A 24,720-nucleotide genomic window follows, 5' to 3' on the forward strand; every position below is an offset into this window, starting at 1 on the left:
GCCCGACAAACCCCGACAGAAATCACCCCAGAATCGAGAGTTATCCACAGGCGTGGTCGACGCGGGCGAGCAATTGAGCCTGCCGCTGCGGCCACCAGAACAATTCCACGACCAGTGCCGCCAGGTAGACGACCGACACCACGACGTTGCCGACCGACCCGAATACGGCGTCCCACAACGCACTTGCCGCAGCCACCACGAGGACCAACGGCAGCAACCATCGAAACGGGCGGGCCGACTCGGCAGCTTCGTGCACACCCCGTCGGTACTCGCGGGCGGCCCCGACCAGTCGCGGGTCGTCGATCCGTTCACCGGCACGGGCGGCGCGCACCACCGCCACCCGGTCGGCACCGGACAACTGCCTCGACATCGGCCAGTACCGCGCCATCCGCCGCGCCATCCAGATTCCGTAGCACGTGCCCACGACGACCAGGACGATCACGCCTGACACCCAGAACCCGGAATCCAGCCAGGCGAGCACTCCCAGCACCACGCCCACCGCGGCACCGATGACCAGTGCCCGGCCTGCGGGGCCGCTCCGCCAGACGAACGCCGGAACCGTCACCATGAGCACATACGGTATCCACCAGCGGCGGAATTGCTCAGCGATTCGGTGTTCGCCCACCAATCTCCGTCGGTGACAACATCACCCGACAGAGTCCGTCAGACGGTGAATCCGAGGGCGCGCAGCTGCTCGCGGCCGTCGTCGGTGATCTTGTCCGGGCCCCACGGCGGATTCCAGACCCAGTTGATCTTGATCTCGTTGACCAGGCCGGCGCCCACCAACGCGGTACGCGACTGATCCTCGATCACGTCGGTCAGCGGACAGGCCGCCGAGGTGAGCGTCATGTCGATCAGCGCGACCGCGCCGTCATCGCCCTGCTCGACGTTGAGGCCGTAAACCAGACCGAGGTCGACGACGTTGATGCCCAGCTCGGGATCCACCACGTCGCGCATGGCTTCCTCGACGTCGGCCAGCAGTTCGTCTGAGGCGGTGTCACTCATCGCTTGTCCTCCACGTCATCGCTGGCCTGCACCAGCGCTCCATTTTCTGGCCTGGCCTCCGCCAGCGCGGCCTTGAAAGCTAACCAACCCAGCAACGCGCACTTCACCCGGGCCGGGTACTTGGCGACACCGGCAAACGCGATGCCGTCACCGAGTACATCTTCGTCCCCCTCAACGTTCCCGCGTGAGGAAATCATCTCGGTGAACGCCTCGACCGTCTTGAGTGCGTCGCCGACGCTCTGCCCGATGACCTGATCGGTGAGCACCGAGGTGGAGGCCTGGCTGATCGAACAGCCCTGCCCGTCATACGAGATGTCCGCCACCGTTTCGGCGTCGTCGGAGAGCGTGACCCGCAGCGTCACCTCGTCACCACAGGTCGGGTTGACGTGATGTACCTCGGCGGCGAAGGGCTCCCGCAGTCCGCGGTTGTGCGGATGCTTGTAGTGATCCAGGATCACTTCCTGGTACATCTGTTCCATTTTCACGCGAAGAACTCCACAGCACGTTTGATGCCGGCCACCAGGCGGTCGACCTCGTCGAGCGTGTTGTACACCGCGAACGACGCGCGGGCAGTGGCGGCGATCCCGAAGCGACGGTGCAGCGGCCACGCGCAATGGTGGCCGACGCGCACCGCCACACCCTCGTCGTCGAGCACCTGCCCGACGTCGTGCGCGTGAATCCCGTCGACGACGAAACTCACCGGAGAGCCCCGATGTTCCATCGTCGTCGGACCGATGACGCGGAGCTGCGGCAGCCCTGTCAGCCCTTCCAGCGCGGCGGCGACCAACTCGGCTTCATGCGCCTCGACGGCGTCCATCCGGATGTCGCTCAAATACCGTGCGGCTGCAGCCAACCCGACCACCTGCGAGGTCATGGGTGTGCCCGCCTCGAAGCGCTGCGGGGCCGGCGCGTAGGTGGTCTGTTCCATCGTCACGGTCTCGATCATGGAACCGCCGGTGATGAACGGCGGCATCGAGTTCAGCAGCTCCAGCCGACCGTAGAGCACACCGATACCCGTGGGGCCCAGCATCTTGTGACCCGAGAATGCCGCGAAATCGACATCAAGGGCGTGGAAGTCGACCGGCTGGTGCGGCACCGACTGGCAGGCGTCCAAGACCGTCAAGGCGCCAACAGACCGAGCCCGCCTGACGATTTCGTTCACCGGGGCGATGGCACCAGTGACGTTCGAATGGTGGCTGAACGCGACGACTTTCACGCGCTCGTCGAGTTGCAGCGAATCGAGGTCGATGCGACCGTCATCCGTGACGCCGTACCACTTCAGCGTGGCGCCGGTCCGCTGGGCCAGCTCCTGCCACGGAATCAGGTTCGCGTGGTGCTCCAGCTCCGTGGTGACGATGACATCACCGGGACCGACGGCATGCTCGAACCGCTTGTCCCCCAGCACGTATGCGACGAGGTTGATCGACTCGGTGGCGTTCTTCGTGAACACCAACTCGTCCGGCTCGGCACCGACGAACGCCGCGATGTCGGCGCGGCCCTGCTCGTAGGCGTCGGTGGCCTCTTCCATCAGCTGGTGCGCACCACGATGCACAGCGCCGTTGGAGGTGGTCAGAAAGCGCCGTTCGGCGTCGAGCACCTGGAGCGGCTTCTGCGATGTCGCCCCGGAGTCCAGGTACGCCAACTGCTTTCCGCCGCGCATGACCCGGCTCAGAATCGGGAAGTCCGCCCTGACCTCAGCCAGCACGGTGGGGTCGAAAGTCCGTGCTGCTGTCATGTCAGGCTCCGACCGCCTGCGTGAAGCGCACGTATCCGTTCTCTTCGAGCTCGTCGGCGAGTTCGGGCCCGCCCGATTCCACGATGCGCCCGCCGACGAACACGTGCACGAACTGCGGGCGGATGTAGCGCAGGATGCGGGTGTAGTGGGTGATCAGCAGGATGCCGCCGTGCTCGGCCTCGGCGTAGCGGTTGACTCCCTCGCTCACGATGCGCAGCGCGTCGACGTCCAGACCCGAATCGGTCTCGTCGAGGATGGCGATCTTCGGCTTGAGCAGACCCAGCTGCAGGATCTCGTGGCGCTTCTTCTCACCACCGGAGAAGCCCTCGTTGACGCTGCGCTCACCGAACGCCGGGTCGATGTCCAGCTCGTCCATCGCGGACTTGACTTCCTTGACCCAGTGGCGCAGCTTCGGTGCCTCGCCACGGACCGCGGTGGCCGCCGTGCGCAGGAAGTTCGACATCGACACCCCGGGCACCTCGACGGGGTACTGCATGGCCAGGAAGAGGCCCGCACGCGCCCGCTCGTCGATGCTCATCTCGAGGACGTCCTGCCCGTCGAGCGTGATCGACCCGGAGGTCACGGTGTACTTCGGGTGACCGGCGATGGCGTAGGACAGCGTCGACTTGCCCGAGCCGTTGGGGCCCATCACCGCGTGGGTCTCCCCCGACTTCACGGTGAGGTCGACACCCTTCAAAATCGGGATCTCGGTGTTCTCAGCGCCTTCGGCGGCGTTGACCGAGACGTGCAGGTCCTTGATTTCCAGAGTGGTCATTAGTGCGATGCTTTCGATTCGGTGATGGCAAGTTCTTTTTCGATGGCTGCGGTCAGGCGCTCACGCACCTCGGGCACAGCGATCTTGGCGATGATCTCGTTGAAGAATCCGCGCACGACCAGGCGCCGGGCCTGATCCTCGGGGATACCGCGGGCGCGCAGGTAGAACAACTGCTCGTCGTCGAAACGCCCAGTCGCACTGGCGTGCCCGGCACCGACGATCTCGCCGGTCTCGATTTCGAGGTTGGGCACCGAGTCGGCGCGGGCACCGTCGGTGAGCACCAGGTTCCGGTTCACCTCGAAGGTGTCGGTACCGGTGGCCTCGGCCCGGATCAACACGTCGCCGATCCACACCGTGTGCGCGTCGGGCTTCTTGGAATCCGGATCCCCTTGCAGCGCACCCTTGTAGAGGACGTCGGACTTACAGTGCGGCTGCGCGTGGTCGACCAGCAACCGCGACTCGAAGAACTGACCGTCATCGGCGAAGTAGGTGCCGAGCATCTTGGCGTCACCGCCGGGTCCGGTGAACCGCACGGTGGCCGAGGTGCGCACCACGTCGCCGCCGAGGGTGACATTGACGTGTCCGAGCACCGCGTCCTTGCCGAGCTTGGCGTGGTGCGAACTGACGTGGACCATGTCGTCGGCCCAGTCGGCGATCCAGATCAATCCGAGGCCGGCCGAATCACCGACGATGATCTCGACGTTGTCCGCGTAGGTTCCGCTGCCGCGCAGGTCGACCACCACGATGGCCCGGGACAGTTCCTCGACCCGGATCTGCAGGTGCCCGTAGCCCACGGTGTCCACACCGGGACCGTCGATCACGATCTCGATGGGCTCGGCCACCTCGGTGTCACGCTCGACCGTCACCACGGTGGCCGTCTCGAACGACGAGTAGGCCTGGGCAGCAACACGATCGGTGGGCGTCCCGCCCTCGCCGAGCCGCTTGTCGTCGCGGCCGACGGTCTCCACGGTCACGCCGGGCCGCTCGGTGACGGTGATGCCGGCGCTGCCGTTCGCGACGGCCGAGCCGTCGTGCAGCCCGCGCAGCCGCTTGAGCGGGGTGAACCGCCACAGCTCGTCGCGACCGCCGGGCACCTCGAAGGCGTTGACGTCGAACGATGCGAACAGCTCGCCCTTGTTGACGGCCACGCTCTCGGCCGCCTCAGTCAGATTGGAACTCACTTAACCGACCGCGCCTTCCATCTGCAGCTCGATCAGCCGGTTGAGCTCGAGCGCGTATTCCATGGGCAGTTCCTTGGCGATGGGCTCGACGAAGCCGCGCACCACCATCGCCATCGCCTCGTCCTCGGTCAGACCACGGCTCATCAGGTAGAAGAGCTGATCTTCGCTGACCTTGGACACCGTGGCCTCGTGTCCCATCGTGACGTCATCCTCGCGGATGTCCACGTACGGGTAGGTGTCCGAGCGGCTGATCGTATCGACCAGCAGCGCATCGCATTTCACGCTCGACTTGCTGCCGTGCGCACCCTTGTTGACCTGGACCAGGCCGCGGTAGGACGCGCGGCCACCGCCGCGGGCCACCGACTTGGACACGATGTTGGACGACGTGTGCGGCGCCAGGTGCAGCATCTTGGCGCCCGTGTCCTGGTGCTGGCCCTCACCGGCGAACGCCACCGAGAGCACCTCGCCCTTGGCGTGCTCACCGGTCATCCAGACCGCGGGGTACTTCATGGTGACCTTGGAACCGATGTTGCCGTCGATCCACTCCATGGTGGCGCCCGCCTCGGCCCGGGCCCGCTTGGTGACCAGGTTGTAGACGTTGTTCGACCAGTTCTGGATCGTGGTGTAGCGCACCCGCGCACCGGGCTTGACGACGATCTCGACCACCGCGGAGTGCAGCGAATCGGACTTGTAGATCGGCGCGGTACAACCCTCGACGTAGTGCACGTAGGAGCCCTCGTCGGCGATGATCAGCGTCCGCTCGAACTGGCCCATGTTCTCGGTGTTGATCCGGAAGTACGCCTGCAGCGGGATGTCGACGTGCACGCCCGGGGGCACATAGATGAACGAACCGCCCGACCACACCGCGGTGTTCAGCGCGGAGAACTTGTTGTCGCCGGCCGGGATCACCGTGCCGAAGTACTTCTGGAAGATCTCCGGGTGCTCACGCAGGCCCGAGTCGGTGTCGAGGAAGATGACGCCGAGCGCCTCGAGGTCCTCGCGAATCTGGTGGTACACCACCTCGGACTCGTACTGCGCGGCCACACCCGCCACCAGACGCTGCTTCTCGGCTTCCGGAATGCCAAGGCGGTCATAGGTATTGCGAATGTCCTCGGGCAGTTCCTCCCAGGAGGCCGCCTGCTTCTCGGTGGAGCGCACGAAGTACTTGATGTTGTCGAAGTCGATGCCCTCGAGGTTGGAACCCCAATGCGGCATGGGCTTCTTGTCGAAGGTGCGAAGCGCCCGCAGCCGGGTCTCCAGCATCCATTCCGGCTCGTTCTTCTTGGCCGAGATGTCACGCACGACGGCTTCGGACAGGCCGCGCTGCGCACTTGCGCCTGCGACGTCCGAGTCCGACCAGCCGTAGCCGTAGTTGCCCAGCGACGCGATGGTCTCTTCCTGGGTCAATGGCGTTTCGGGCGTGATGGTCATGTCGCCGCTCCTTGTTTGATCGTTGCGGTCGTCCGGGCGCGGGCTGTGCTCCGAACCTTCTCTGTGCTGTCTGTGTTCACTTTGTGCTCGATGCCGTCCGCATCGAGTGGGACGTGAGTGGTGCAGGCGCAGTCACCATTGACGATGGTGGCCAGCCGTTGTACGTGAGTGCCCAGGATCTCGGCGAACGCCTCGTTCTCCGTCTCGCAGAACTCCGGAAACTCTTCGGCGACATGCGATACCGGGCAGTGATGCTGGCAGATCTGCACCCCGTGGATCGGGCCGTCCACCGGAGTCGTGGTGGTGGCATACCCGGCCCTGCTCAACGCATCGGCGACCCGCTCGGCAGTTTCGGGCACCCCGCCCGACCCGTCGGTAACGCCGGCCAGGATGGTGTCCATCCGGCGCCGGGCGAACGTCCGCACGGCGTCCTTGCCGCCGATCTCGCGCAACTGCCGAATGGCAGCCACCGCGAGGTCGTCGTAGGTGTGACCGAGCTTGGCCCGACCCGCTGCCGTCAGGCGGTACCGCTTGGCCGGGCGGCCCCGGCCGTTGTGCTGCCATGCCGCGGCAGCACTGGCCTGTGCATCGCCGGCTTCGATCAGGGCATCGAGGTGACGACGCACGCCTGCGGCCGAGATGCCGAGCCGCTCGCCGATCTGCCCCGCAGTGATGGGACCCTCCAGTAAGAGGTGGATGATCGCGCGCCGAGTGTGCCCGTCAGAGGCCGGCACCACGTCGTTGACCGGCTTCGGCACACTGGCCGAAGCTGGGCTCGAAGCCGAGCCCGCAGCCGTCCGACGCATTTTCACAACACCATTGTGACGGAATTCCTCGCGGGGTTCTAGCAAGGGCACCCTTACGTGACGTGGGCCACCGTTGCCTGGCGAGGACCGCCTCCGCGGGCGGTTAGGCTGCCCTGATGGCAAGCCGCCTGTCGACCTTCAGCTCATCGATCGCCCGGTGGCACGGCGACGAACGCACCGTCGGATCCCCACTCAACCCTGCCGAAGTCGTCGCGCAGCGCCGGACCCGCCTGTTCGGGGCCACCGGAACCGTGCTGATGGCGATCGGCGCCCTCGGTGCCGGCGCCCGTCCCGTCGTGCAGGACCCGACCTTCGGGGTGCGGCTGCTCAACCTGCCCTCGCGCATTCAGACCGTGTCACTGACGATGACCACTACCGGCGCGGTGATGATGACGCTGGCCTGGCTGATGCTCGGGCGCTTCGCCCTCGGCCCGCGCCGGATGTCGCGCAGCCAGCTCGACCGCACGCTGCTGCTGTGGGCCATTCCCCTGCTGGTGGCGCCGCCGATGTACAGCAAGGACGTCTACTCGTATCTGGCCCAGAGTGAGATCGGCTACATCGGCCTCGATCCATACCGGGTCGGCCCGGCCACCGGCCTGGGCCTCGATCACGTGTTCACGTTGTCGGTGCCCAGCCTCTGGCGTGAGACCCCCGCGCCGTACGGACCGCTGTTCCTGTGGATCGGGGAGAGCATCTCCGCCCTGACCGGCGAGAACATCGTCGCCGCCGTGCTGTGTCACCGAGTCGTGGTGCTCCTCGGGGTCGGCCTCATCGTATGGGCCACCCCGCGGTTGGCCCGACGCTGCGGCGTCGCCGAGGTGAGCGCACTGTGGCTGGGCGCATGTAACCCGCTGCTGTTCATGCACCTGGTCGCCGGAATCCACAACGAAGCCCTGATGCTCGGGCTGATGCTGGCGGGCACGGAGTTCGCGCTGCGCGGCATCGACGCCGCCGCGCCGCTCATCCCCCGGCCGCTGACCTGGCCGCACACCCGTGAGGACTGGCAACACTGGTACCCCGCGGCGATGCTGCTCACCGGCACCGTGCTCATCACGTTGTCCTCGCAGGTCAAGCTGCCGTCGCTGCTCGCGCTCGGTTTCGTCGCGATGGCCCTGGCCTGGCGCCTCGGCGGCACCATCAAGGCGTTCTTCGTAGCCGGCGTCCCGCTCGGCGCGGTGTCACTGGCGGTGATGGCCGTGATCGGCTGGGCCAGCGGCCTGGGCTTCGGGTGGCTGGGCACCCTCGGCACCGCCAACGTGGTCCGCAGCTGGATGTCCCCGCCGACCCTGCTGGCCCTTGGCACCGGCCAGGTCGGCATCCTGCTGGGGCTCGGCGACCACACCACCGCGGTGCTGGCCCTGACCCGCGCCATCGGCGTCTTCCTGATCGCGATCCTGGTCAGCTGGCTGCTGCTGGCCGTGATGCGTGGCCGCCTGCATCCCGTGGGTGGTCTGGGTGTCGCGCTCGGTGGCACGATTCTGTTGTTCCCGGTGGTACAGCCGTGGTACCTGCTGTGGGCGGTGATCCCGCTGGCAGCGTGGGCGACCCGGCCGGGATTCCGCGGCTCCACGATCGCCATCACCCTGGTCGTCGGCATCTTCGGTCCCACCGCCAACGGTGACCGGTTCACGCTGTTCCAGATCGTGATGGCAACCCTGGCCAGCACCCTGATCGTGCTGATCTTGATCGGGTTGACGTGGCGCCGGCTGCCGTGGCGCGCGTCACCTCAGACCGAGATAAGCCCACCGCCGGCACCCACACAGTCCGCCGACGCTTACGCTGAATCCCCGTGACCTCGCGTTCTGAACCACCTGTGCTGCTCCGCGGCGTCAGCAAGCGCTACGGCGCGACGACGGCGGTGTCGAACCTCGACCTCGAGGTGCAGCGCGCCGAGGTGCTGGCCCTGCTCGGCCCGAACGGCGCAGGCAAGACCACCACCGTCGAGATGTGCGAGGGATTCATCCGCTCCGACGAAGGCCGCATCGAGATCCTCGGCCTTGACCCCGTCGCGGACAACGCCCAGCTGCGCGAGCGGATCGGCGTGATGCTGCAGGGAGGCGGCGGGTACCCCGCAGCCAAGGCCGGCGAGATGCTCGACCTGGTGGCCTCCTACGCCGCCGATCCCCTCGATCCAGCCTGGCTGATGGAAACCCTCGGCCTGACCGAATCCGCCCGCACCACCTACCGGCGGCTGTCGGGCGGCCAGCAGCAGCGTCTGGCACTGGCGTGCGCCGTGGTGGGTCGTCCCGAACTGGTGTTCCTCGACGAGCCCACCGCCGGGATGGACGCTCACGCCCGAATTGTGGTGTGGGAGTTGATCGATGCGCTGCGCCGAGATGGTGTGACCGTGGTGCTGACCACCCATCACCTCGCCGAGGCAGAAGAACTCGCCGACCGGATCGTGATCATCGACCACGGCGTCGCGGTCGCCACCGGCACCCCGGCCGAACTGACCCACAGCGGTGCCGAGAACCAGCTGCGGTTCAGTGCGCCCCGCAAGCTCGACCTGTCCCTGCTGGCCGACGCATTGCCGGAGAACTACAAGGCCACCGAGACGGCCCCTGGCGAGTACCTGGTCGAAGGCCACATCGACCCGCAGGTGCTGGCCACCGTGACGGCATGGTGCGCCCGGCTCAATGTGCTGGCCACCGGCATGCGGGTGGAGCAGCGAAGCCTCGAAGATGTATTCCTCGACCTGACAGGACGGGAGCTGCGGTCATGACGAGCGCTCCGAACCGATTCGCCCCGGGCACCTTCACCCCGGACCCTCGCCCCGCCAAGGTGCCTGCCATGCTGGCCGCCCAATTCGGGCTGGAACTGAAGTTGCTGCTGCGCAACGGCGAACAGCTGCTGCTGACCATGTTCATCCCGATCACGCTGCTGGTCGGGATGACGCTGCTGCCGCTGGGCTCGTTCGGCGACGATCGGGCGGGAACCTTCACCCCGGCCATCATGGCCCTGGCCCTGATCTCGACCGCGTTCACCGGCCAGGCCATCGCGGTGGCCTTCGACCGCCGCTACGGCGCCCTGAAACGGCTCGGCGCCACCGCACTTCCGGTGTGGGGCATCATCGCCGGCAAGTCACTGGCAGTGGTCACCGTCGTGTTCCTCCAGGCAATCCTCTTGGGTGCCATCGGTTTTGCCCTTGGGTGGCGCCCTTCGGCGATAGGGCTGGCGCTGGGCGCGGTGATCATCGCGTTGGGTACGGCCACCTTTGCCGCGTTGGGCCTGCTGCTCGGCGGCACCCTCAAGGCCGAGATCGTGCTGGCCCTGGCCAATCTGCTGTGGTTCGTGTTCGCCGGCCTCGGCGCACTGACCCTGGAAGGCGGCCCGGTGCCGTCGGCCCTGCGCTGGGCGGCCCGACTGACCCCGTCGGGAGCGCTCACCGAGGCGTTGACCCAGGCGATGACGGTTTCGATGGACTGGTTCGGGGTGGCCGTGCTCGCGGCGTGGGGTGTGGTGGCAGCGGCCTGCGCGCTGCGCTGGTTCCGGTTCACCTGATGCACACCGGCCCTACTACGGGCTGTAGTTACTGATCAACTACGATCAGGCCGTGCCCGTCGGAACAGCTTTCCAGCGACTGGTCGATCTGCTGCCCATGCCGAGCCTGCGGGTCCAGCGCCTGGTCGCGTTCCTGGTGATCCTCACCCAGGGCGGCATCTCGGTCACCGGAGCGATCGTCCGTGTCACCGCGTCCGGTCTGGGCTGCCCCACGTGGCCCCAGTGCTTCCCCGGCAGCTTCACGCCCGTCCCGCACGCGGAAGTCGCCGTCGTGCACCAGGTGGTCGAGTTCGGCAACCGGATGATCACCTTCCTGGTGGTGCTGACCGCCATCGCCGCCGTCCTGGCCGTGACCCGGGCCCGTCGCCGCCGCGAGGTGCTGATCTATGCCTGGCTCATGCCGGCGTCCACCGTGGTCCAGGCCGTCATCGGCGGCATCACGGTACGGACCGGCCTGCTGTGGTGGACCGTGGCCATCCACCTGCTCGCCTCCATGGCGATGGTGTGGCTCTCAGTGTTGCTGTTCGTCAAGATCGGTCAGCCGGACAACGGCGCGCCCACGGCCACGGCTCCGAAACCGTTGCGGCAGTTGACCGCCCTGAGCGGCGTCATCCTGGCCGCGGTCCTGGTGACCGGCACGCTGGTGACCGGCGCAGGCCCTCATGCCGGGGACAAGAGCCTCGATCGCGTGGTGCCACGACTAGAGGTCGAGATCACCACGCTGGTGCACATGCATTCGTCGCTGCTGGTGGCCTACCTGTCCCTGATCGTCGCACTGGGATTCGGCCTCACCGCAGTGCGTGCCCCCCGCCCGGTCATGATCCGGCTCGCCGTCCTGGTGGCGCTGGTGTGCGCACAGGGGCTCGTCGGGATCGTGCAGTTCTACACCGGCGTTCCCGCTGTCCTGGTCGCCGTGCACGTCGCCGGCGCGGCCACCTGCACCGCGGCCACCGCGGCGCTGTGGGCCTCGATGCGCGAACGGGTTCCGGCACCCGGCGGTCAGACCGCCGACGTCACCGTCTGACTGTTAGCCCGCTACAAGCAACTCAGACATTTGTGGCACAACCTGTGATTGCTGTGATTAATTCACAACAATGCCCTACCCTGTTGGCATGGCCCCAGGCTTGAACGCCCACGCGCGGCGAGCAGCGATCGCCGCGCGGATCAACGCCGACCGCGAGGTCGACTTCACCACCCTGGCCGACGAATTCGACGTCTCGGCCATGACCATCCGCCGCGATATCGAGCGGTTGGAGGATCAGGGCATCGCCCGCCGGGTCCTCGGCGGCGCGATCGCGTTCGGCGGCAAGTCGACCGAGCCGTCTTTCGCCGCCCGGGCCGCCGATGCCGCCGACGAGAAACTGCACATCGCCCGCGCGGTCGCCGACCTGCTGACCCCGAGCGAAACCGTGATCCTGGACAGCGGCAGCACGGTGCTGGCCGTCGCCCGCGCCATCAAAGGGCGCAATCTCGGGCTCACGGTGATCACCCCCAGTGTGCTGGTGGCGGTCGAACTCGCCGACGAACCCGACACCACGATCCTGCTCACCGGCGGCAAGGTCCGTCCCGGTGAGCTGAGCCTGATCGGCGCCGAGGCCGAGGATTTCTACCTGCGCTACAACTGCGACACCTACGTCATGGGGATCGCCGGGGTCGACGGCAAGCGCGGGGCTTCGGAGTATCACCGCGAAGAAGGCAACGTGAAGCAGGCGGCCATGCGGGCCGCCGACCGGGTGATCGTGGCGGCCGACGCCACCAAGCTGGGCCGGGTGCAGCTGATCAATGTCGCACCCGTGTCGGCCATCTCGATCCTGGTGACCGACGGCCTGCCGGCCCATCCCGCGGTGGAGGCCTTGCGTTCGGCCGGCGTCTCGGTGGTGTGCGTCAACGCCGAACGGTCAACCCCAGGCCGCTGACAGCGCCGTGTGGCGGCCCTCGGGACGGGACACCTGAGCGCCGGCCTCTTCGGCGATCAGCGCACCGGCCGCCCAGTCGTGCACCGCGAGATCATCCTCGACGAACGCATCCAGGCTGCCCTGGGCCACCAGACACAGATCGACCGCGGCCGCGCCCAACCGGCGCATGTCGGTGTAACCGGTCACCACATCGGGGAGTTCGCGCAGCTGTCTGCGCCGGCGCTCAGGATCGTAGGACAGCCCGGTGCCCACCAACCGGACCGAGGTTTCCATCAGCGCGAGTGGCAGTCGTACCACACCCGCCCCCGAGTCCACCTGAGCACCAAGGCCTTTCGCCGCACTCCAGGTGGTGCCGAGTGCCGGCGCGCAGACCGCCCCGGCCAGCCAGCTTCCGTCGAGCGTCGAGCGAGCCGCCACCGAGGTGCCGAAGAACGGGATGCGCCGGGTGTAGTTGGTGGTGCCGTCGAGCGGATCGACAACCCACTGCACCGGCCCAGCACCGGCGTGCTCGGGCAGCTCCTCGCCGAGCACGCCGTCCGCGGGCCTGGCGCCCAACAGCACCGCGCGCACCGTCTCTTCGGCGGCCCGGTCCACGGCGGTCACCACATCGCCTGCCGCACTCTTGGTGGCCACCTCGACGGAGTGCCCCCACTGCCGCAGGCACACCGCGGCCCCGTGCTGGGCGGCCCGCACCGCCAGCAGGCGCAGCTGTTCACTCATAGGGTTTTGCGGAATTCCTTGACGGCGCCCATCAATTCGGCGACCCGAGAGGCTACGGCGCGGTTCTCGAACACCCCGTCCTCCTTGAAGTAGGTACCGACGATGGCGCCGTCGGCGATCGACAGCTGATCGGCCGCGTTGTGGGCGCGAACCCCGGTGTTGACGAACACCGGTACGGCGCCCGCGTTGTTCTTGACCACCTGCAGAGCCTGGGCATCGGTGGCCGCACCCGCGGTCAGGCCGGACACGCAGATGCCATCGGGCTTTGTGGCGAACACTGTGGTGGCGGTGACCGAGGCGAGATCGCGCTCGGCCAGGTAGACCGCCGATTCCGGGACGATGTTGAACAGCAGTTTGACCCCGTCGCCGCCGATCCGGTGCCGGTGCCGGGCGACCTCACCGACGTTCGTGTTCCACAGCCCGAAGTCGCTGGCGTAGACGCCGGTGAAGATCTCGCGGACCCACCGCGCCCCGGTCGCCACGGCCAGGTCGATGGAGGCACGGCCGTCCCACAACACGTTCACGCCGTAGGGCACCGTGAAGTCGGGCAGCAGTTCACCGATGATCCGGGCCATCGTGATCGCGGTGATCGGCTCGGTCTTGGTCAGGTACGGCAGGCTGAACTCGTTGGAGATCATCACCCCGTCGACGCCGCCCTCTTGCAGTTCGGCCAGTTCACCGCGGGCCCGGTCCACGACCGCGCGGATACCCGCTGCCGAGTCGAACCCCGGATCTCCCGGCAGTGCCGCCAGATGCAGCATCGCGATCACGGGCTTTCGCACGGCAAATACGTTGTCGAGCCAGCTGTTCATGGGGCGTCTCTCCGCTTCGTCGTTCGCGTGTTTCGTAGCAACACTTGTTACTAAATCACAGCGATAGTACAGATTCTCGTGAGATTTCGTGACTGATCCACATCTCTTGTGAGAATCTAACATTGTCATTAGTGTGGTCCCACCACCGCGAGGCCGCGCCACGCACCAGGGACCGACAGAAGGGACGGCATGCCGGAGTTCACGATCGGCATCGACATAGGCACCACGGGCACCAAGACGGTGCTCGTCGATGTCGGCCGAGCACGCATCGTCGCTCAAGCCACCGGTGAGGCGCGGTTGTATTCCGATGCGCCCGGGCAGGCCGAGGCCGACCCCGCGCAATGGCTGGGCAATGTGCACGCCGGCATTCGCGCGGTGCTGGCGGAATCCGGTGTGGCGCCCGAGCAGATCGGCGCGTTGTCGACCACCGGCATGGTCCCGGCGGTCCTACCGGTCGACGGCGCCGGCACCCCGGTACGCCGCGCGATGCTGCAGAACGATGCCCGGGCCACCGCCGAGATCGCCGAACTCAAGAACGTCGTCGACGAGGACGCCGTGCTGCGCGCCACCGGCTCGGCGGTCACCCAGCAATCGGTGGGACCGACCGCGCTGTGGCTACAACGAAACGAGCCCGAGACCTGGCGTGCCACAACATATCTGGTCGGCTCGTACGACTGGGTGTTGATGGCCCTCGGCGCACCCCCGCACGTCGAGCTGAACTGGGCCATCGAATCGGGCTTGGGCACCGTCGACGGGCAGCGCTTCGAGCCGATGTACGCCGCAGCCGGCCTGGCCGCGGAGCTGGTGCCGACCGTGCTCTCCCCCGGTGCCCAGGCAGGCGACCTCAGCGCCGCCGCCGCAGCCTCCACCGGACTGCCGGTCGGCCTACCACTGATCGTCGGCGGCGCCGACCATGTGCTGTCGGCCTACGCCGCCGGGATCAACGCCGAGGGCGATTGGCTGGTCAAACTCGGTGGCGCCGGGGACATCTTGGCCGCAGCCGACCACCCGGTGATCGATGCCCGGCTCTATCTCGACGCCCATCCGGTGCCGGGTCGCTGGCTGCCCAACGGCTGCATGGCCACCAGCGGCAGCCTGATCCGGTGGTTCCAAACCTTGTCCGGCGGCATCGACCTGGTCGCACTCGACGACGAAGCCGATGCCCGCCGGCCAGCCGAGATCCTCTGTCTGCCCTATTTTCTCGGCGAGAAGAGTCCCCTACACGATCCTGATCTGCGCGGCGCGTTCGTAGGACTCGACCTGGCCCATACCCGCGCCGACATGTACCGCTCGGTCCTCGAGGCCATCGCCTATGGCTTCAAGCACCACACCGAGGTCTTCGCCTCGATGGGAGTGCCGCTTCGGCGCGCCCTGGTCACCAATGGCGGCAGCCGATCGGTGCTGTGGAAGCAGATCCTGGCCGATGTCCTCGGCACCCCGCTGTCCCCGATCGTCGGGCATCCGGGTGCGTCCCTGGGTGCCGCGGTGATCGCCGCCGTGGGCACCGGCCTACTTCCCAGCTGGGACAGCACCGAGGCGTTCCAGACCGTCGGCGAACCCGTGATTCCCGATCCGAAGCACGTCGACCGCTACGCGGAGTCGTACGCCCAATGGCGCGAACTCGGCGACGTGCTCACCCCCGTTTCTCATCGCATCGCCAGAAAGGCCCGGTCATGACCTCCCCTGACAGCACCACCACCACGGCCGACACCACCCAGACCGCCGTCGTCACCGGTGCCGGATCAGGCATCGGCCGGGCAATCGCGACCACCTTGGCTCAGCGCGGCTGGCGCGTGGTGGTCACCGATATCGATGCGGCCGCTGCCGAACAAACCCGCGACGGGTTGGCCGGAACCGGTCACGAGGCCGCCCGGCTCGATGTCACCGACGCGGCAGGCGCCGGCCGGCTCGCCGACGATGTGGCCGACCGAACGGGGCTGCACGCCTGGGTGAGCAACGCCGGCATCTCGGCCATGGCCAGCTTCGTCGACGTCTCCGCAGAGCAACTCGATCGCAGCCTCGACATCAACCTCAAGGGTGTCTTCCTGTGCGGGCAGGCCGCGGCCCGCGCCATGATCCGCACCAAGGTGCGCGGCACGATCGTCAACACCGCGTCGATGGCGGCCAAGCAGGGCCGGGTGCCGTTCCTGTCGGATTACGTCGCCTCCAAGTTCGGCGTCCTCGGACTCACACAGGCGATGGCCTATGAGCTGGCCGCCCACGGCATCACGGTCAACAGTGTGTGCCCCGGCTTCGTCGCCACCCCGATGCAGTCCCGAGAACTCGAGTGGGAGGCCCACCTCACGGGCTCCACTCCCGACGGCGTGCGCCAGTCCTGGATCGACGCCACCCCTCTGGGTCGGTTGCAGACCCCCGATGACGTCGCCCGCGCGGTGGCGTTCCTGGTCTCCGAGGATGCCCGGTTCATCACCGGAGAAGCACTGTCCGTCAACGGCGGTGCCTACATGGATTGAGCCGACCGCCTCCCCGTGCCCGCCTCGATCCACCCCACCCGGAAAAGGGAAAGTGAGAACCTATGAAAATTCCGATGTTGAGCCGGCGCGCGGCTCGGCCGGCCTCCGCCAAGACATTTCGGTGGTTGCCCGCGATGATCGCTGCCGCCGGTCTGACTTTGTCCGGCTGTGCCGGCAGCGGCGGCTCGGGTGAGCAGAGCTCCTCCGGCATCGGTGACGTGCCGACCGACACCAGCGCCACCGTCCGGGTGCTGATGGAGAACGTCCCGGACACCGACATCGTGAAAAACCTCGTCGGGCAGTTCAATCAGAAGTATCCCGGCATCAAGGTCCAAATCGAGACCATGACCTTCGACCAGATGCGCGACCGGCTGGTCTCCTCGTTCCAGGCTTCCCAGCCGGCCTATGACCTGATCGTGGTCGACAACCCGTGGATGGACGATTTCGCCGCCGCCGGATTCCTGGAGCCGCTCAACGACCGCATCGCTTCGACCACCGGCTATCAGCCCGACGATTTCTTCCCCTCGCTGAAGGCGATCACCGATGTCGAGGGCACCACCTATGGGGTCCCGTTCTACAACTACGCGCTCGGCTACATCTACAACACCGGTGATCTCGCGTCGGCCGGAGTATCCGTTCCCAGCGATCTCGACAGCCTGGTCGCCACATCGAAGAAGCTGAAGACCGCCGACCGGGCCGGCATCGCGATGCAGCCCCAGCGCGGTTACAAGATCTTCGAAGAGTGGGCCAACTGGTTGTTCGCCGCCGGCGGGTCGATCTACGGTGCCGACGGTAAGCCCACGCTGGACACCGAGCAGGCCGCGCGCGCACTCAACGCCTATATCGACACCTATCGCACCGCGGCCCCGGCCAACAGCCTGGCCTGGGGCTTCGACGAAGCCTTCCGCTCGGTCTCCAGCGGCAAAGCGGCCTCGATGGTCGCCTACAACTGGAACCTGCCCGCCCTCAACGACCCGGCGGGGGCGTCCGGACCGCGTGCCGGCCAGTTCGCCCTGGCGCCGATCCCTGGCGGCAAATCCGCTCTGGGACTGTGGAGTTGGGCGATTCCGGCCAACTCCGGTGCTGCTGACGCCGCCTGGGCGTTCGCCTCCTGGGTGACCTCGCCCGAGGTCGACGCGCAACGGGTCGCCGAAGGCGGTGCCGTGATCCGGCAGAGCTCGCTGACCAATCCGAAGGTGCTCGCCGACAAGTACGGCGCCGATTACTACAAAACGGTCGGTCAGATCCTGGCCAACGCGTCGCCGCTGTCCCAGGGCAAGGGCGGTGAGGAGATGATCCAGGCGGTCGGTACCGAGCTCAACGATGCCGCGGCAGGCAACAAGAGCGTCACCGACGCGCTGCGCGACGCGCAGGCCGCCGCGGAGCGGATCCAGCAGTGACCGTGGGGAATCCGGCGGCCACCCCGACGGGGGCGTCCAGATGAAGTTCAAATACGGCATGCTCATGCCGCTGCTCGCCCTGTTCGCTGTGGCCGTCGGATTCCCGCTCTGCTATGCGGCCTACCTGTCTCTGACGAACTACAAGCTGACCGACCGCAAGCAACCCGGCTTCGTCGGCGTGGCGAATTTCACCAACGCCCTGACGAACTCGGCATTCTGGGAAGCCTTCGCCACCACCGCTGTCTATGTGGTGATCGCGGTGACCGCGGAGTTGGTGATCGGCTTCGCGCTGGCCCTGGCGCTGCATCAGCAGCGTTGGGCCAAGGACCTGTCCCGCGCCATCGTGCTCGCGCCGATGTTCATCACCCCGATCGCGGTCGGGCTGATCTTCCGGTTCCTGCTCAACGATCAGATCGGTGCGGTGCCGGCGCTGTTGCACGCGGTAGGAGCCGATTACGACTTCTTCGGCGCAGGCCGGGCGTTGTTCACGCTGGCATTCATCGACGTCTGGCAGTGGACCCCGTTCATGGTGCTGCTCATCCTGGCCGGCCTGGAATCGATGCCCAAACAACCCATGGAGGCCGCCCGGGTCGACGGCGCCGGGCCGGTCTACCGGCTGCGCCGGGTGCTGATCCCGATGCTCGCCCCGGTGCTCACCGTGGCGGTGCTGCTCCGGGGCCTGGACGCGCTCCGAGTCTTCGAATACGTCTATGCCACCACCCGCGGCGGCCCGGGCACCGAGACCCAAACCCTGCAGTACTACATGTATCTCGAAGGCATCCAGTTCTTCCGGCTGGCGCAGGCCAGTGCCATGGCCTTCATCGTGCTGGTGGTGGTTCTGGTGGTCATCGTGATGGCATTCCGCACCATGGAACGCAGCCGGGACTCGGAAAGGAACACCGTCGGATGAGCCGCCCCCGCTGGCTGGAGACCCTGCGCCTCGCCGTACTGACCGCGGCGTTCCTGTTCGTCCTGTTCCCCATCATCTGGGTGGCGCTGGCGAGTTTCAAGACGCCCGAACAGATGTCGGAGCCGTTCCTGATCGCGTTCTCCCCCACGCTGACCAATTGGCATGCCGTGCTGGAATCAGGTGTCTTCGCCGCCGCGGGCCGCAGCGCGCTGGTCGGCGTCGTCACGGTGTCCATCAGCCTGGTGGTCGGCAGCATGGGTGCCTACGTCATCGCCAAGTACCGGGCCGGCGGATCGCTGACCCGGTTCGGCATGCTGGCCGCCCAGGTGGTTCCGCCTGCGGTCATGGTGTTCCCGTTCCTGACCATGGCCCATGCGCTGCGGTTGACCGACACCCTGGCGCCGGTGATCTTCGCGCACCTGTCGTTCGTCCTTCCGCTGGTGACCTGGTTCCTGATCGGTTTCTTCGAGGCGGTGCCCGCATCGCTGGAGGAACAGGCCCGAGTCGACGGCTTCACCCGCTGGCAGGCGTTCCGAATGGTGGTGCTGCCCCAGGTGTATCCGGGGATCGGGGCCGCAGGCATCTTCGGGTTCACCCTGTCCTGGAACGACCTGTTCTACGGGCTCATCCTGGCGCCCGGCAATGCGGCGATCCTGCCGGTGGCGATCGCGAACTTCAACACCTTCCGCGGTGTGCAGATCGGCACCATGAGCGCCGCGATCATGATCGCGATCGTGCCGGTCGTGGTCGCCAGCTTCTTCATCCAGCGACGCCTGGTCCAGGGGATCAGCGGCGGCGCGGTCAAGTACTAGACAAACGAGGATTCGGATATGGCATCGGTGAAGTTCTCCAAGGTCGGAAAGTCCTACGGGGCGATGACGGTGGTCTCCGACCTCGATCTGGAATTGGCCGACGGCACCCTGACCGTCCTGGTCGGTCCTTCCGGGTGCGGCAAGACCACATCACTGCGGATGCTGGCCGGGCTGGAAGAGATCACCTCGGGCAGCATCCACATCGGTGACCGCGACGTGACAGGGCTGGAGCCCAAGGAACGCGATATCGCGATGGTGTTCCAGAACTATGCGCTCTACCCGCACCTGACGGTGCGGGAGAACATCGCATTCCCGTTGCGGGCCAAGCGGATTCCGCGGGCCGAGGCGTTGCGGCGGGCCGATGAGATCGCCGAATCGCTCGGTCTGGGCAAGCTCGTCGACCGCAAACCCAAGGACCTCTCCGGCGGACAGCAGCAGCGGGTCGCCATCGGCCGGGCCATCATCCGCGAACCGGCGGTGTTCCTGTTCGACGAGCCCTTGAGCAATCTCGATGCCAAGCTGCGGGTGGAGACCCGCACCGAACTGCTGCGACTCCAACGCAAGCTGGGTATCACCTCGCTCTACGTGACCCACGATCAGGAAGAGGCGATGACCCTGTCGGACCGCATCGTGGTGATGCGCGACGGCCGCGTCGCCCAGGCCGGTCCGCCCGAGGAGGTCTACCGGCGCCCCGCCGACACCTTCGTCGCGACGTTTGTCGGCAGCCCGAAGATGAACCTGATCGACGGCACGATCAGCAACGGTGAGCTGCGCACGCTGTCCGGTGCACGCATCGCGCTCGGTGGCCCGGACTCCGGGACGGTGACCATCGGAGTGCGCCCCGACGATCTCATCCTCGCGCCGGACACAGGCAGCGAGGCCGGGGACGCCGTCGCCTCGGTGGAACTCGTGGAACTGCTGGGGCCGCGGGCCATCGTCACGGTGCGCGCCGTCGATCTGCAGCTCACCAGCGTGGTGGAGGCCTCATCACTGACCGACATCACCCCGGGTACCCCGGTGCGGCTCTCGGCTCGCGAAGTGCACCGGTTCGACGTGACGACCGGACACCGACTCGAGGACTGACGTCCGCGCCTGATCAGCCCGGCGGTCAGAATCCGCGGTGCGACAACGGGCCCAACCCGAACCGCTCCAGGGCACCCTCCACGGCGACGGCGAACCGCCGCTCGGCGTCCTCGCGGGCGGTCCGATCCAGCTGCCGGAATCCGAGTCCCGGCTCGACCAGTTCCAGCTCGAGCAGGCGAGGATCTTCCGGACCGCCGATCACGTCGACCCGCGCGTACACCAACTCCTCGGGGCTGAGATCGAGCAACCGGAGCACCGCGTCGATCGCCTGGTGGCCCACCTCCCAGACCTCGTCGTCGGGATCCGCGGGCGACAACGACTCGTGGGCGTAGGTGCCGGTCTCCTCGAATTCGGGCGACTGGCCGGCCGGGGGCAGGATCGGCCCCTTCGTGAATGCGTGGGACTGCTCGCCACCCAGGAACACCAGTGCGGCCTCACCGTCGGCGATCCGCGGATCGTACGGCTGCACCAACACCGCACGTCCCTGGGCGTGCAGGGCGGCCGCGTGGGCCAGCGCCGCCGAGGCGTCGACGAACCGCTGCGCCCCGGCCGACCCGGCCCCGACCGCGGGCTTCACCACCACTTCGCCGTCAGGCACGATGACCCGCTCGCCGACCGCGAAATATCCGGTCGGGACGACCGGAACACCCATCCGGTGCAGATCGTCGAGATAGCGCTTGTCGGTGTTCCACTGCACGATCTGTGCCGAGTTGATCAGGTGCGGCACAGATCGCGTCCAGGCCAGGAACTCGTCGAGCCGCTCGGTGTAATCCCACGTGGCCCGCAGGATCACCAGGTCGGCGTCGAGCGTCTCCGGGTCGTCCCAGGGCAGCCAGCGGGCGTGCAAACCGCGGTTGCGCAACGCCGCGAGCAGGCCGGCGTCGTCGCCGTCGCCGTCGGGCAACGCCGCGCAACCGGCCAACACGATGCGGGGATGGAACACATCCGGACGGGCAAGCTTCACCTCCGCGATGATAGGTGTGGATGATGGATGGCGTGTATGCCATCGAAGTTGCCGAGACCGGCGGACCCGAAGTCCTGAGCTACGTCGAGCGGCCCGAGCCCGCACCGGGCCCAGGCGAGGTACTGATCAAGGCCGAGGCCATCGGCGTCAACTTCATCGACACCTACTTCCGGTCCGGGGCGTATCCGCGCGAGCTGCCGTTCATCGTCGGGTCCGAGGTGTGCGGCACCGTCGCCGCGGTGGGTGACGATGTGGCCGCGCTGGCTGTCGGCGACCGGGTGGTGACGGCGAACGCGACCGGGGCCTACGCCGACTTCTGCGTTGCCCCAGCCGATTTCGTCGCGTATGTGCCCGACGGCGTGGCGCCCGACGCGATCGCGTCGGCGCTGCTGAAAGGGATGACGGCGCACTATCTGATCAAGTCGACCTATCCCGTGCAACCGAACGACACCGTGCTGGTGCATGCCGGCGCCGGCGGGGTCGGCCTGATCCTCACCCAGTGGGCCACCAGTATCGGCACCCGCGTGATCACCACCGCCTCCACTCCGGAGAAGGCCGAGTTGTCCCGGCAGGCCGGCGCCATCGAGGTGCTCGACTACCCCGAGGATCCGGCCGAGTTCGGTGACAAGATCCGCGATCTCACCGGCGGGGCGGGGGTGGCCGCGGTCTACGACGGCGTCGGTGCGTCAACGTTCGACGCCAGCCTGGCCAGCCTCGCGGTGCGTGGCACGCTGGCACTGTTCGGTGCGGCCAGCGGACCGGTCCCCCCGGTCGATCCGCAGCGACTCAACGCGGCGGGATCGGTGTTCCTGACGCGGCCGACGCTGGCCCACCACACCCGCACCCCCGACGAGTTCTCCTGGCGTGCGGGAGAATTGATCAACGCAATCGCCGACGGGTCGATCACCATCACCGTCGGCGGACGCTACCCCCTGGCCGAAGCCGGCCAGGCCCACACCGACCTACAGGGCCGCAAGACCGTCGGCTCGATCGTGCTGGTGCCCTAGACCGGCTGCACCGCCGGGACCGCGCCGATTCCTACCCCAGGGCCGCGCTGAGGGCCGATCCACGACCCAGGGGTGGAAAGCGACGTAGCTGTGTCGCGACAGCTACACCGGCTCGGCGGCCGGGAACGTCCAGGAACCGTCGAGGATCTCGGGCCTCGGCCGGTACAGCCGCACGATGTAGTTCCAGCCCTCGGTGACCGGCAGCAGGTTGGCCGCACCGCTCCCGCCGAACTGCACCGTGGTGGAACCGTCAGGGTCCTTCACCGCAGTGACGTTGTTCACCGAATAGGCATTCTGTGCGTTCGGGGTGAAGTAGCCGTCCTTGTTGTAGACCGTGATCGACCAGAACCCGTCCACCGGGACGTCTTTCACCGTGAGACGGTGCACGGTGGTGCCGTCGTTGTGGGCCGGCACGACGGTGAGATACAGCGCATCGCGCTCCGGGTTGCCACCCCACGCGAACGCGGAGCCGATCAGGTGCCGCACCGGCTCCACGGCATACCTGGGGCCGAACATCCCCTTCGTGTCGGCAACGGTGGTCGACAGCGTTACGAGCGCGTCCCGAACGGTCTTCTGACTGACCGGATCCCACTGCGGGATCTCGAAGAACCCCGGCTCTGCCTGTGAGACGCCGATCGAGTCCTGCAGCGCGTGCACCGCGGCCAGGTCGGCGGGATCGCCCGGATCGACCAAGGTGCGCACCGCCGCGATCGCGTAGCGGGTATCGACGGAGTCCCTGCTGAACGTCAGCTCGGCCGGCGCGTAGGCGACGTTGGTGGTGTAGTGGTCCTCGCTGATGACCTGCAGCGACATGAACCGGCCCGCGCTGTCGGGCAGCGTGATGGTGACGGGCCCACCGTCGAGATCGAACACCGCCGCGGAGTACAGGGTGTCACGGTTCTGCCGGATGACGATCTGGTGATCGATGGGGGTCAGCTCGCGATTGTGGAAGAACTTGCCGAAGCCGCCGTCCTTCACGGCACCGGCGAAGTACAGGTCGGATTCGGCCCGCGCGAAGTTGTCGGGACTCACCAGTTCGGTCATGCCCACAACGCTGCCACACCAACGGTGTTGGGGTGGCAGATCCCCGGGGGCTCAGTGACCGAAGATGGTCGGAAGCGCGAGCGCCGAATCGATGGCCAGCGCGCAGAACACCACGGCCAGGTAGTTGTTCGACTGCAGGAACAACCGCAGCGGCTTGACCGGCTCGCCGCGCTTCACGCCGGAATACAGCTGGTGCGCCATCACCAGGAACCACGCCCCGGCCAGCAGCGCCACGGCCCCGTAGAGCCAACCGGTGGCCAGCGCCAGCACCAGAGTGGTGAGCACCGTCAGCCAGGTGTAGATGAGGATCTGGCGGGTGACCTCACGCTCGGTGGCGACGGCGGGCAGCATCGGCACGCCTGCTGCTTTGTAGTCGTCCTTGTAGCGCATCGCCAGTGCCCAGGTGTGCGGCGGTGTCCAGAAGAAGATGATCAGGAACATCACCAGCGCCGGCCACTGGATGGTGCCGGTCACCGCGGACCAGCCGATCATCACGGGCATGCAGCCGGCCGCCCCGCCCCACACCACGTTCTGGGAGGTGCGGCGCTTGAGCAGCAATGTGTAGACGAAGACGTAGAACGCGATCGTCGCCACGGCCAGCAACCCGGACAGCAGATTCGAGGTCCACCACAGCCAGCAGAACGACGTGACGGAGAGCACCAGTCCGAAGATCAGGGCGTGCCGCGTGGGCACCGAGGCCTGGGCCAGCGGACGGCGGGCGGTCCGCTTCATCACCTTGTCGATGTCGGCGTCGACCACGCAGTTGAGCGTGTTGGCGCCGGCCGCAGCGAGGCCGCCACCGATCAGCGTGTTGAGGATCAGCAGCGGATCAATGGTGCCGCGGGCCGCCAACAGCATCGCCGGAATGGTGGTGACCAGCAACAACTCGATCACGCGCGGCTTGGTCAAGGCCAGATACGACAGGAAGGTGGTTCGTATTCGGCTCGGCGCCCCATTGATGAGCCGGCGCTCGCGAATGCTCACGCAAATAACTCCTCGGGTGGCGTCACGCGGCTTCTACTACACACGATGGTAGACCGCCGCCCGAATGCCTCGGCACCGCAGGGTCTGTTCTGGGGCAACTACGGGTAAACGACCGGGTATCGGTGTGAGAACCAGTCTGCATCTGATGAGTCCGCCCCAC

25 protein-coding genes are annotated in these 24,720 nt (G+C 67.2%); 12 read left to right on the forward strand and 13 right to left on the reverse strand.

Translation table 11 applies throughout. The features are described 5' to 3' along the window. Window positions 1-40: 40 nt before the first annotated feature. The 8 genes from G6N57_RS22435 to G6N57_RS22470 form a co-directional block, all read right to left on the reverse strand. On the reverse strand, window positions 41-568 hold the full coding sequence (locus G6N57_RS22435; protein WP_077741726.1) for a hypothetical protein: 528 nt from the start codon (window positions 566-568) through the stop codon (window positions 41-43). A 95-nt stretch (window positions 569-663) separates the two neighbouring features. Then, complete coding sequence (locus tag G6N57_RS22440; RefSeq protein ID WP_019344309.1) at window positions 664-1,005, reverse strand: metal-sulfur cluster assembly factor; 342 nt, start codon at window positions 1,003-1,005, stop codon at window positions 664-666. After that, window positions 1,002-1,490, reverse strand: a complete 489-nt coding sequence (sufU, locus tag G6N57_RS22445; RefSeq protein WP_077739322.1) for a Fe-S cluster assembly sulfur transfer protein SufU — start codon at window positions 1,488-1,490, stop codon at window positions 1,002-1,004. Before sufU ends, G6N57_RS22440 begins: the two co-directional genes overlap by 4 nt. Beyond that, window positions 1,487-2,740 carry a cysteine desulfurase gene (locus G6N57_RS22450; protein ID WP_077739321.1) on the reverse strand — a complete coding sequence of 418 codons (1,254 nt, stop codon included), beginning with the start codon at window positions 2,738-2,740 and terminating at the stop codon, window positions 1,487-1,489. The genes sufU and G6N57_RS22450 overlap by 4 nt, the downstream gene beginning before the upstream one ends. A gap of 1 nt (window position 2,741) precedes the next feature. Continuing rightward, window positions 2,742-3,515, reverse strand: a complete 774-nt coding sequence (gene sufC / locus G6N57_RS22455) for a Fe-S cluster assembly ATPase SufC (RefSeq protein ID WP_075920340.1) — start codon at window positions 3,513-3,515, stop codon at window positions 2,742-2,744. Next, entirely contained in the window at window positions 3,515-4,696 is a 1,182-nt protein-coding gene (gene sufD, locus G6N57_RS22460) for a Fe-S cluster assembly protein SufD (protein ID WP_077739320.1), read from the reverse strand. The genes sufC and sufD overlap by 1 nt, the downstream gene beginning before the upstream one ends. After that, window positions 4,697-6,127 (reverse strand): Fe-S cluster assembly protein SufB, encoded by a 1,431-nt coding sequence (sufB, locus tag G6N57_RS22465; RefSeq protein WP_077739319.1) that lies wholly within the window; start codon window positions 6,125-6,127, stop codon window positions 4,697-4,699. Beyond that, the gene (locus G6N57_RS22470) at window positions 6,124-6,933 is read right to left on the reverse strand and encodes a helix-turn-helix transcriptional regulator (RefSeq protein ID WP_097926310.1); all 810 of its coding nucleotides are present in this window, start codon (window positions 6,931-6,933) and stop codon (window positions 6,124-6,126) included. The genes sufB and G6N57_RS22470 overlap by 4 nt, the downstream gene beginning before the upstream one ends. Before the next feature lie 116 nt (window positions 6,934-7,049). Here G6N57_RS22470 and mptB point away from each other — a divergent pair, with 116 nt between their 5' ends. The 5 genes from mptB (at window position 7,050) to G6N57_RS22495 (ending at window position 12,350) form a co-directional block, all read left to right on the forward strand. After that, window positions 7,050-8,726, forward strand: coding sequence for a polyprenol phosphomannose-dependent alpha 1,6 mannosyltransferase MptB (gene mptB, locus G6N57_RS22475; protein ID WP_077739318.1), 1,677 nt, complete (start codon window positions 7,050-7,052; stop codon window positions 8,724-8,726). Continuing rightward, a complete protein-coding gene (locus tag G6N57_RS22480; RefSeq protein WP_077739317.1) occupies window positions 8,723-9,655 on the forward strand; it encodes an ABC transporter ATP-binding protein in 933 nt (310 codons plus the stop codon). The genes mptB and G6N57_RS22480 overlap by 4 nt, the downstream gene beginning before the upstream one ends. Then, window positions 9,652-10,434, forward strand: coding sequence for an ABC transporter permease (locus G6N57_RS22485; protein ID WP_077739316.1), 783 nt, complete (start codon window positions 9,652-9,654; stop codon window positions 10,432-10,434). The genes G6N57_RS22480 and G6N57_RS22485 overlap by 4 nt, the downstream gene beginning before the upstream one ends. Before the next feature lie 52 nt (window positions 10,435-10,486). Continuing rightward, entirely contained in the window at window positions 10,487-11,458 is a 972-nt protein-coding gene (locus tag G6N57_RS22490) for a COX15/CtaA family protein (RefSeq protein ID WP_077739315.1), read from the forward strand. An 88-nt stretch (window positions 11,459-11,546) separates the two neighbouring features. After that, entirely contained in the window at window positions 11,547-12,350 is an 804-nt protein-coding gene (locus G6N57_RS22495) for a DeoR/GlpR family DNA-binding transcription regulator (protein ID WP_162563914.1), read from the forward strand. Here G6N57_RS22495 and G6N57_RS22500 read toward each other — a convergent pair. Both G6N57_RS22500 and G6N57_RS22505 read right to left on the reverse strand, forming a co-directional pair. Next, on the reverse strand, window positions 12,333-13,070 hold the full coding sequence (locus G6N57_RS22500) for an inositol monophosphatase family protein (RefSeq protein WP_077739314.1): 738 nt from the start codon (window positions 13,068-13,070) through the stop codon (window positions 12,333-12,335). The genes G6N57_RS22495 and G6N57_RS22500 overlap by 18 nt on opposite strands. Further along, a complete protein-coding gene (locus G6N57_RS22505; RefSeq protein WP_077739313.1) occupies window positions 13,067-13,882 on the reverse strand; it encodes a BtpA/SgcQ family protein in 816 nt (271 codons plus the stop codon). The genes G6N57_RS22500 and G6N57_RS22505 overlap by 4 nt, the downstream gene beginning before the upstream one ends. Before the next feature lie 189 nt (window positions 13,883-14,071). On the opposite strand from G6N57_RS22505, the gene G6N57_RS22510 reads away from it, so the two are divergent. The 6 genes from G6N57_RS22510 (at window position 14,072) to G6N57_RS22535 (ending at window position 20,561) form a co-directional block, all read left to right on the forward strand. Further along, a complete protein-coding gene (locus tag G6N57_RS22510; protein ID WP_077739312.1) occupies window positions 14,072-15,559 on the forward strand; it encodes an FGGY-family carbohydrate kinase in 1,488 nt (495 codons plus the stop codon). Then, window positions 15,556-16,356 carry an SDR family NAD(P)-dependent oxidoreductase gene (locus G6N57_RS22515; RefSeq protein WP_077739311.1) on the forward strand — a complete coding sequence of 267 codons (801 nt, stop codon included), beginning with the start codon at window positions 15,556-15,558 and terminating at the stop codon, window positions 16,354-16,356. The genes G6N57_RS22510 and G6N57_RS22515 overlap by 4 nt, the downstream gene beginning before the upstream one ends. A 62-nt stretch (window positions 16,357-16,418) precedes the next feature. Continuing rightward, complete coding sequence (locus tag G6N57_RS22520) at window positions 16,419-17,756, forward strand: ABC transporter substrate-binding protein (RefSeq protein WP_077739310.1); 1,338 nt, start codon at window positions 16,419-16,421, stop codon at window positions 17,754-17,756. A gap of 40 nt (window positions 17,757-17,796) precedes the next feature. After that, a complete protein-coding gene (locus G6N57_RS22525; protein WP_077739309.1) occupies window positions 17,797-18,666 on the forward strand; it encodes a carbohydrate ABC transporter permease in 870 nt (289 codons plus the stop codon). Beyond that, the gene (locus G6N57_RS22530; protein ID WP_036444397.1) at window positions 18,663-19,478 is read left to right on the forward strand and encodes a carbohydrate ABC transporter permease; all 816 of its coding nucleotides are present in this window, start codon (window positions 18,663-18,665) and stop codon (window positions 19,476-19,478) included. Before G6N57_RS22525 ends, G6N57_RS22530 begins: the two co-directional genes overlap by 4 nt. 18 nt (window positions 19,479-19,496) lie before the next feature. Continuing rightward, entirely contained in the window at window positions 19,497-20,561 is a 1,065-nt protein-coding gene (locus G6N57_RS22535; RefSeq protein ID WP_077739308.1) for an ABC transporter ATP-binding protein, read from the forward strand. Between the two features lie 25 nt (window positions 20,562-20,586). Here G6N57_RS22535 and G6N57_RS22540 read toward each other — a convergent pair whose 3' ends face one another. After that, window positions 20,587-21,525 carry an ATP-grasp domain-containing protein gene (locus G6N57_RS22540; protein WP_077739307.1) on the reverse strand — a complete coding sequence of 313 codons (939 nt, stop codon included), beginning with the start codon at window positions 21,523-21,525 and terminating at the stop codon, window positions 20,587-20,589. A 32-nt stretch (window positions 21,526-21,557) separates the two neighbouring features. Here G6N57_RS22540 and G6N57_RS22545 point away from each other — a divergent pair, with 32 nt between their 5' ends. After that, window positions 21,558-22,532 carry a quinone oxidoreductase family protein gene (locus G6N57_RS22545; RefSeq protein ID WP_109790714.1) on the forward strand — a complete coding sequence of 325 codons (975 nt, stop codon included), beginning with the start codon at window positions 21,558-21,560 and terminating at the stop codon, window positions 22,530-22,532. Between the two features lie 102 nt (window positions 22,533-22,634). On the opposite strand, the gene G6N57_RS22550 is transcribed toward G6N57_RS22545, so the two are convergent. After that, a complete protein-coding gene (locus G6N57_RS22550; protein WP_174814586.1) occupies window positions 22,635-23,564 on the reverse strand; it encodes a DUF1254 domain-containing protein in 930 nt (309 codons plus the stop codon). A 63-nt stretch (window positions 23,565-23,627) separates the two neighbouring features. Next, complete coding sequence (locus tag G6N57_RS22555) at window positions 23,628-24,560, reverse strand: heme o synthase (RefSeq protein ID WP_077739305.1); 933 nt, start codon at window positions 24,558-24,560, stop codon at window positions 23,628-23,630. Between the last annotated feature and the right edge of the window lie 160 nt (window positions 24,561-24,720).

This window comes from Mycolicibacterium boenickei, assembly GCF_010731295.1.
In the GTDB taxonomy this organism is placed as follows: Bacteria; Actinomycetota; Actinomycetes; order Mycobacteriales; family Mycobacteriaceae; genus Mycobacterium; species Mycobacterium boenickei.

What these genes read in the sequence shown, in the direction of transcription:
- G6N57_RS22535 (WP_077739308.1), top strand. Translation starts at nt 19,497, where the DNA reads ATGGCATCGGTGAAGTTCTCCAAGGTCGGAAAGTCCTACGGGGCGATG.
- G6N57_RS22470 (WP_097926310.1), bottom strand. Translation starts at nt 6,933, where the DNA reads ATGCGTCGGACGGCTGCGGGCTCGGCTTCGAGCCCAGCTTCGGCCAGT.
- G6N57_RS22505 (WP_077739313.1), bottom strand. Translation starts at nt 13,882, where the DNA reads ATGAACAGCTGGCTCGACAACGTATTTGCCGTGCGAAAGCCCGTGATC.
- G6N57_RS22500 (WP_077739314.1), bottom strand. Translation starts at nt 13,070, where the DNA reads ATGAGTGAACAGCTGCGCCTGCTGGCGGTGCGGGCCGCCCAGCACGGG.
- G6N57_RS22525 (WP_077739309.1), top strand. Translation starts at nt 17,797, where the DNA reads ATGAAGTTCAAATACGGCATGCTCATGCCGCTGCTCGCCCTGTTCGCT.
- G6N57_RS22440 (WP_019344309.1), bottom strand. Translation starts at nt 1,005, where the DNA reads ATGAGTGACACCGCCTCAGACGAACTGCTGGCCGACGTCGAGGAAGCC.
- mptB (WP_077739318.1), top strand. Translation starts at nt 7,050, where the DNA reads ATGGCAAGCCGCCTGTCGACCTTCAGCTCATCGATCGCCCGGTGGCAC.
- G6N57_RS22510 (WP_077739312.1), top strand. Translation starts at nt 14,072, where the DNA reads ATGCCGGAGTTCACGATCGGCATCGACATAGGCACCACGGGCACCAAG.
- sufB (WP_077739319.1), bottom strand. Translation starts at nt 6,127, where the DNA reads ATGACCATCACGCCCGAAACGCCATTGACCCAGGAAGAGACCATCGCG.
- G6N57_RS22435 (WP_077741726.1), bottom strand. Translation starts at nt 568, where the DNA reads ATGGTGACGGTTCCGGCGTTCGTCTGGCGGAGCGGCCCCGCAGGCCGG.
- G6N57_RS22485 (WP_077739316.1), top strand. Translation starts at nt 9,652, where the DNA reads ATGACGAGCGCTCCGAACCGATTCGCCCCGGGCACCTTCACCCCGGAC.
- G6N57_RS22515 (WP_077739311.1), top strand. Translation starts at nt 15,556, where the DNA reads ATGACCTCCCCTGACAGCACCACCACCACGGCCGACACCACCCAGACC.
- G6N57_RS22530 (WP_036444397.1), top strand. Translation starts at nt 18,663, where the DNA reads ATGAGCCGCCCCCGCTGGCTGGAGACCCTGCGCCTCGCCGTACTGACC.
- sufC (WP_075920340.1), bottom strand. Translation starts at nt 3,515, where the DNA reads ATGACCACTCTGGAAATCAAGGACCTGCACGTCTCGGTCAACGCCGCC.
- G6N57_RS22495 (WP_162563914.1), top strand. Translation starts at nt 11,547, where the DNA reads ATGGCCCCAGGCTTGAACGCCCACGCGCGGCGAGCAGCGATCGCCGCG.
- G6N57_RS22450 (WP_077739321.1), bottom strand. Translation starts at nt 2,740, where the DNA reads ATGACAGCAGCACGGACTTTCGACCCCACCGTGCTGGCTGAGGTCAGG.
- G6N57_RS22520 (WP_077739310.1), top strand. Translation starts at nt 16,419, where the DNA reads ATGAAAATTCCGATGTTGAGCCGGCGCGCGGCTCGGCCGGCCTCCGCC.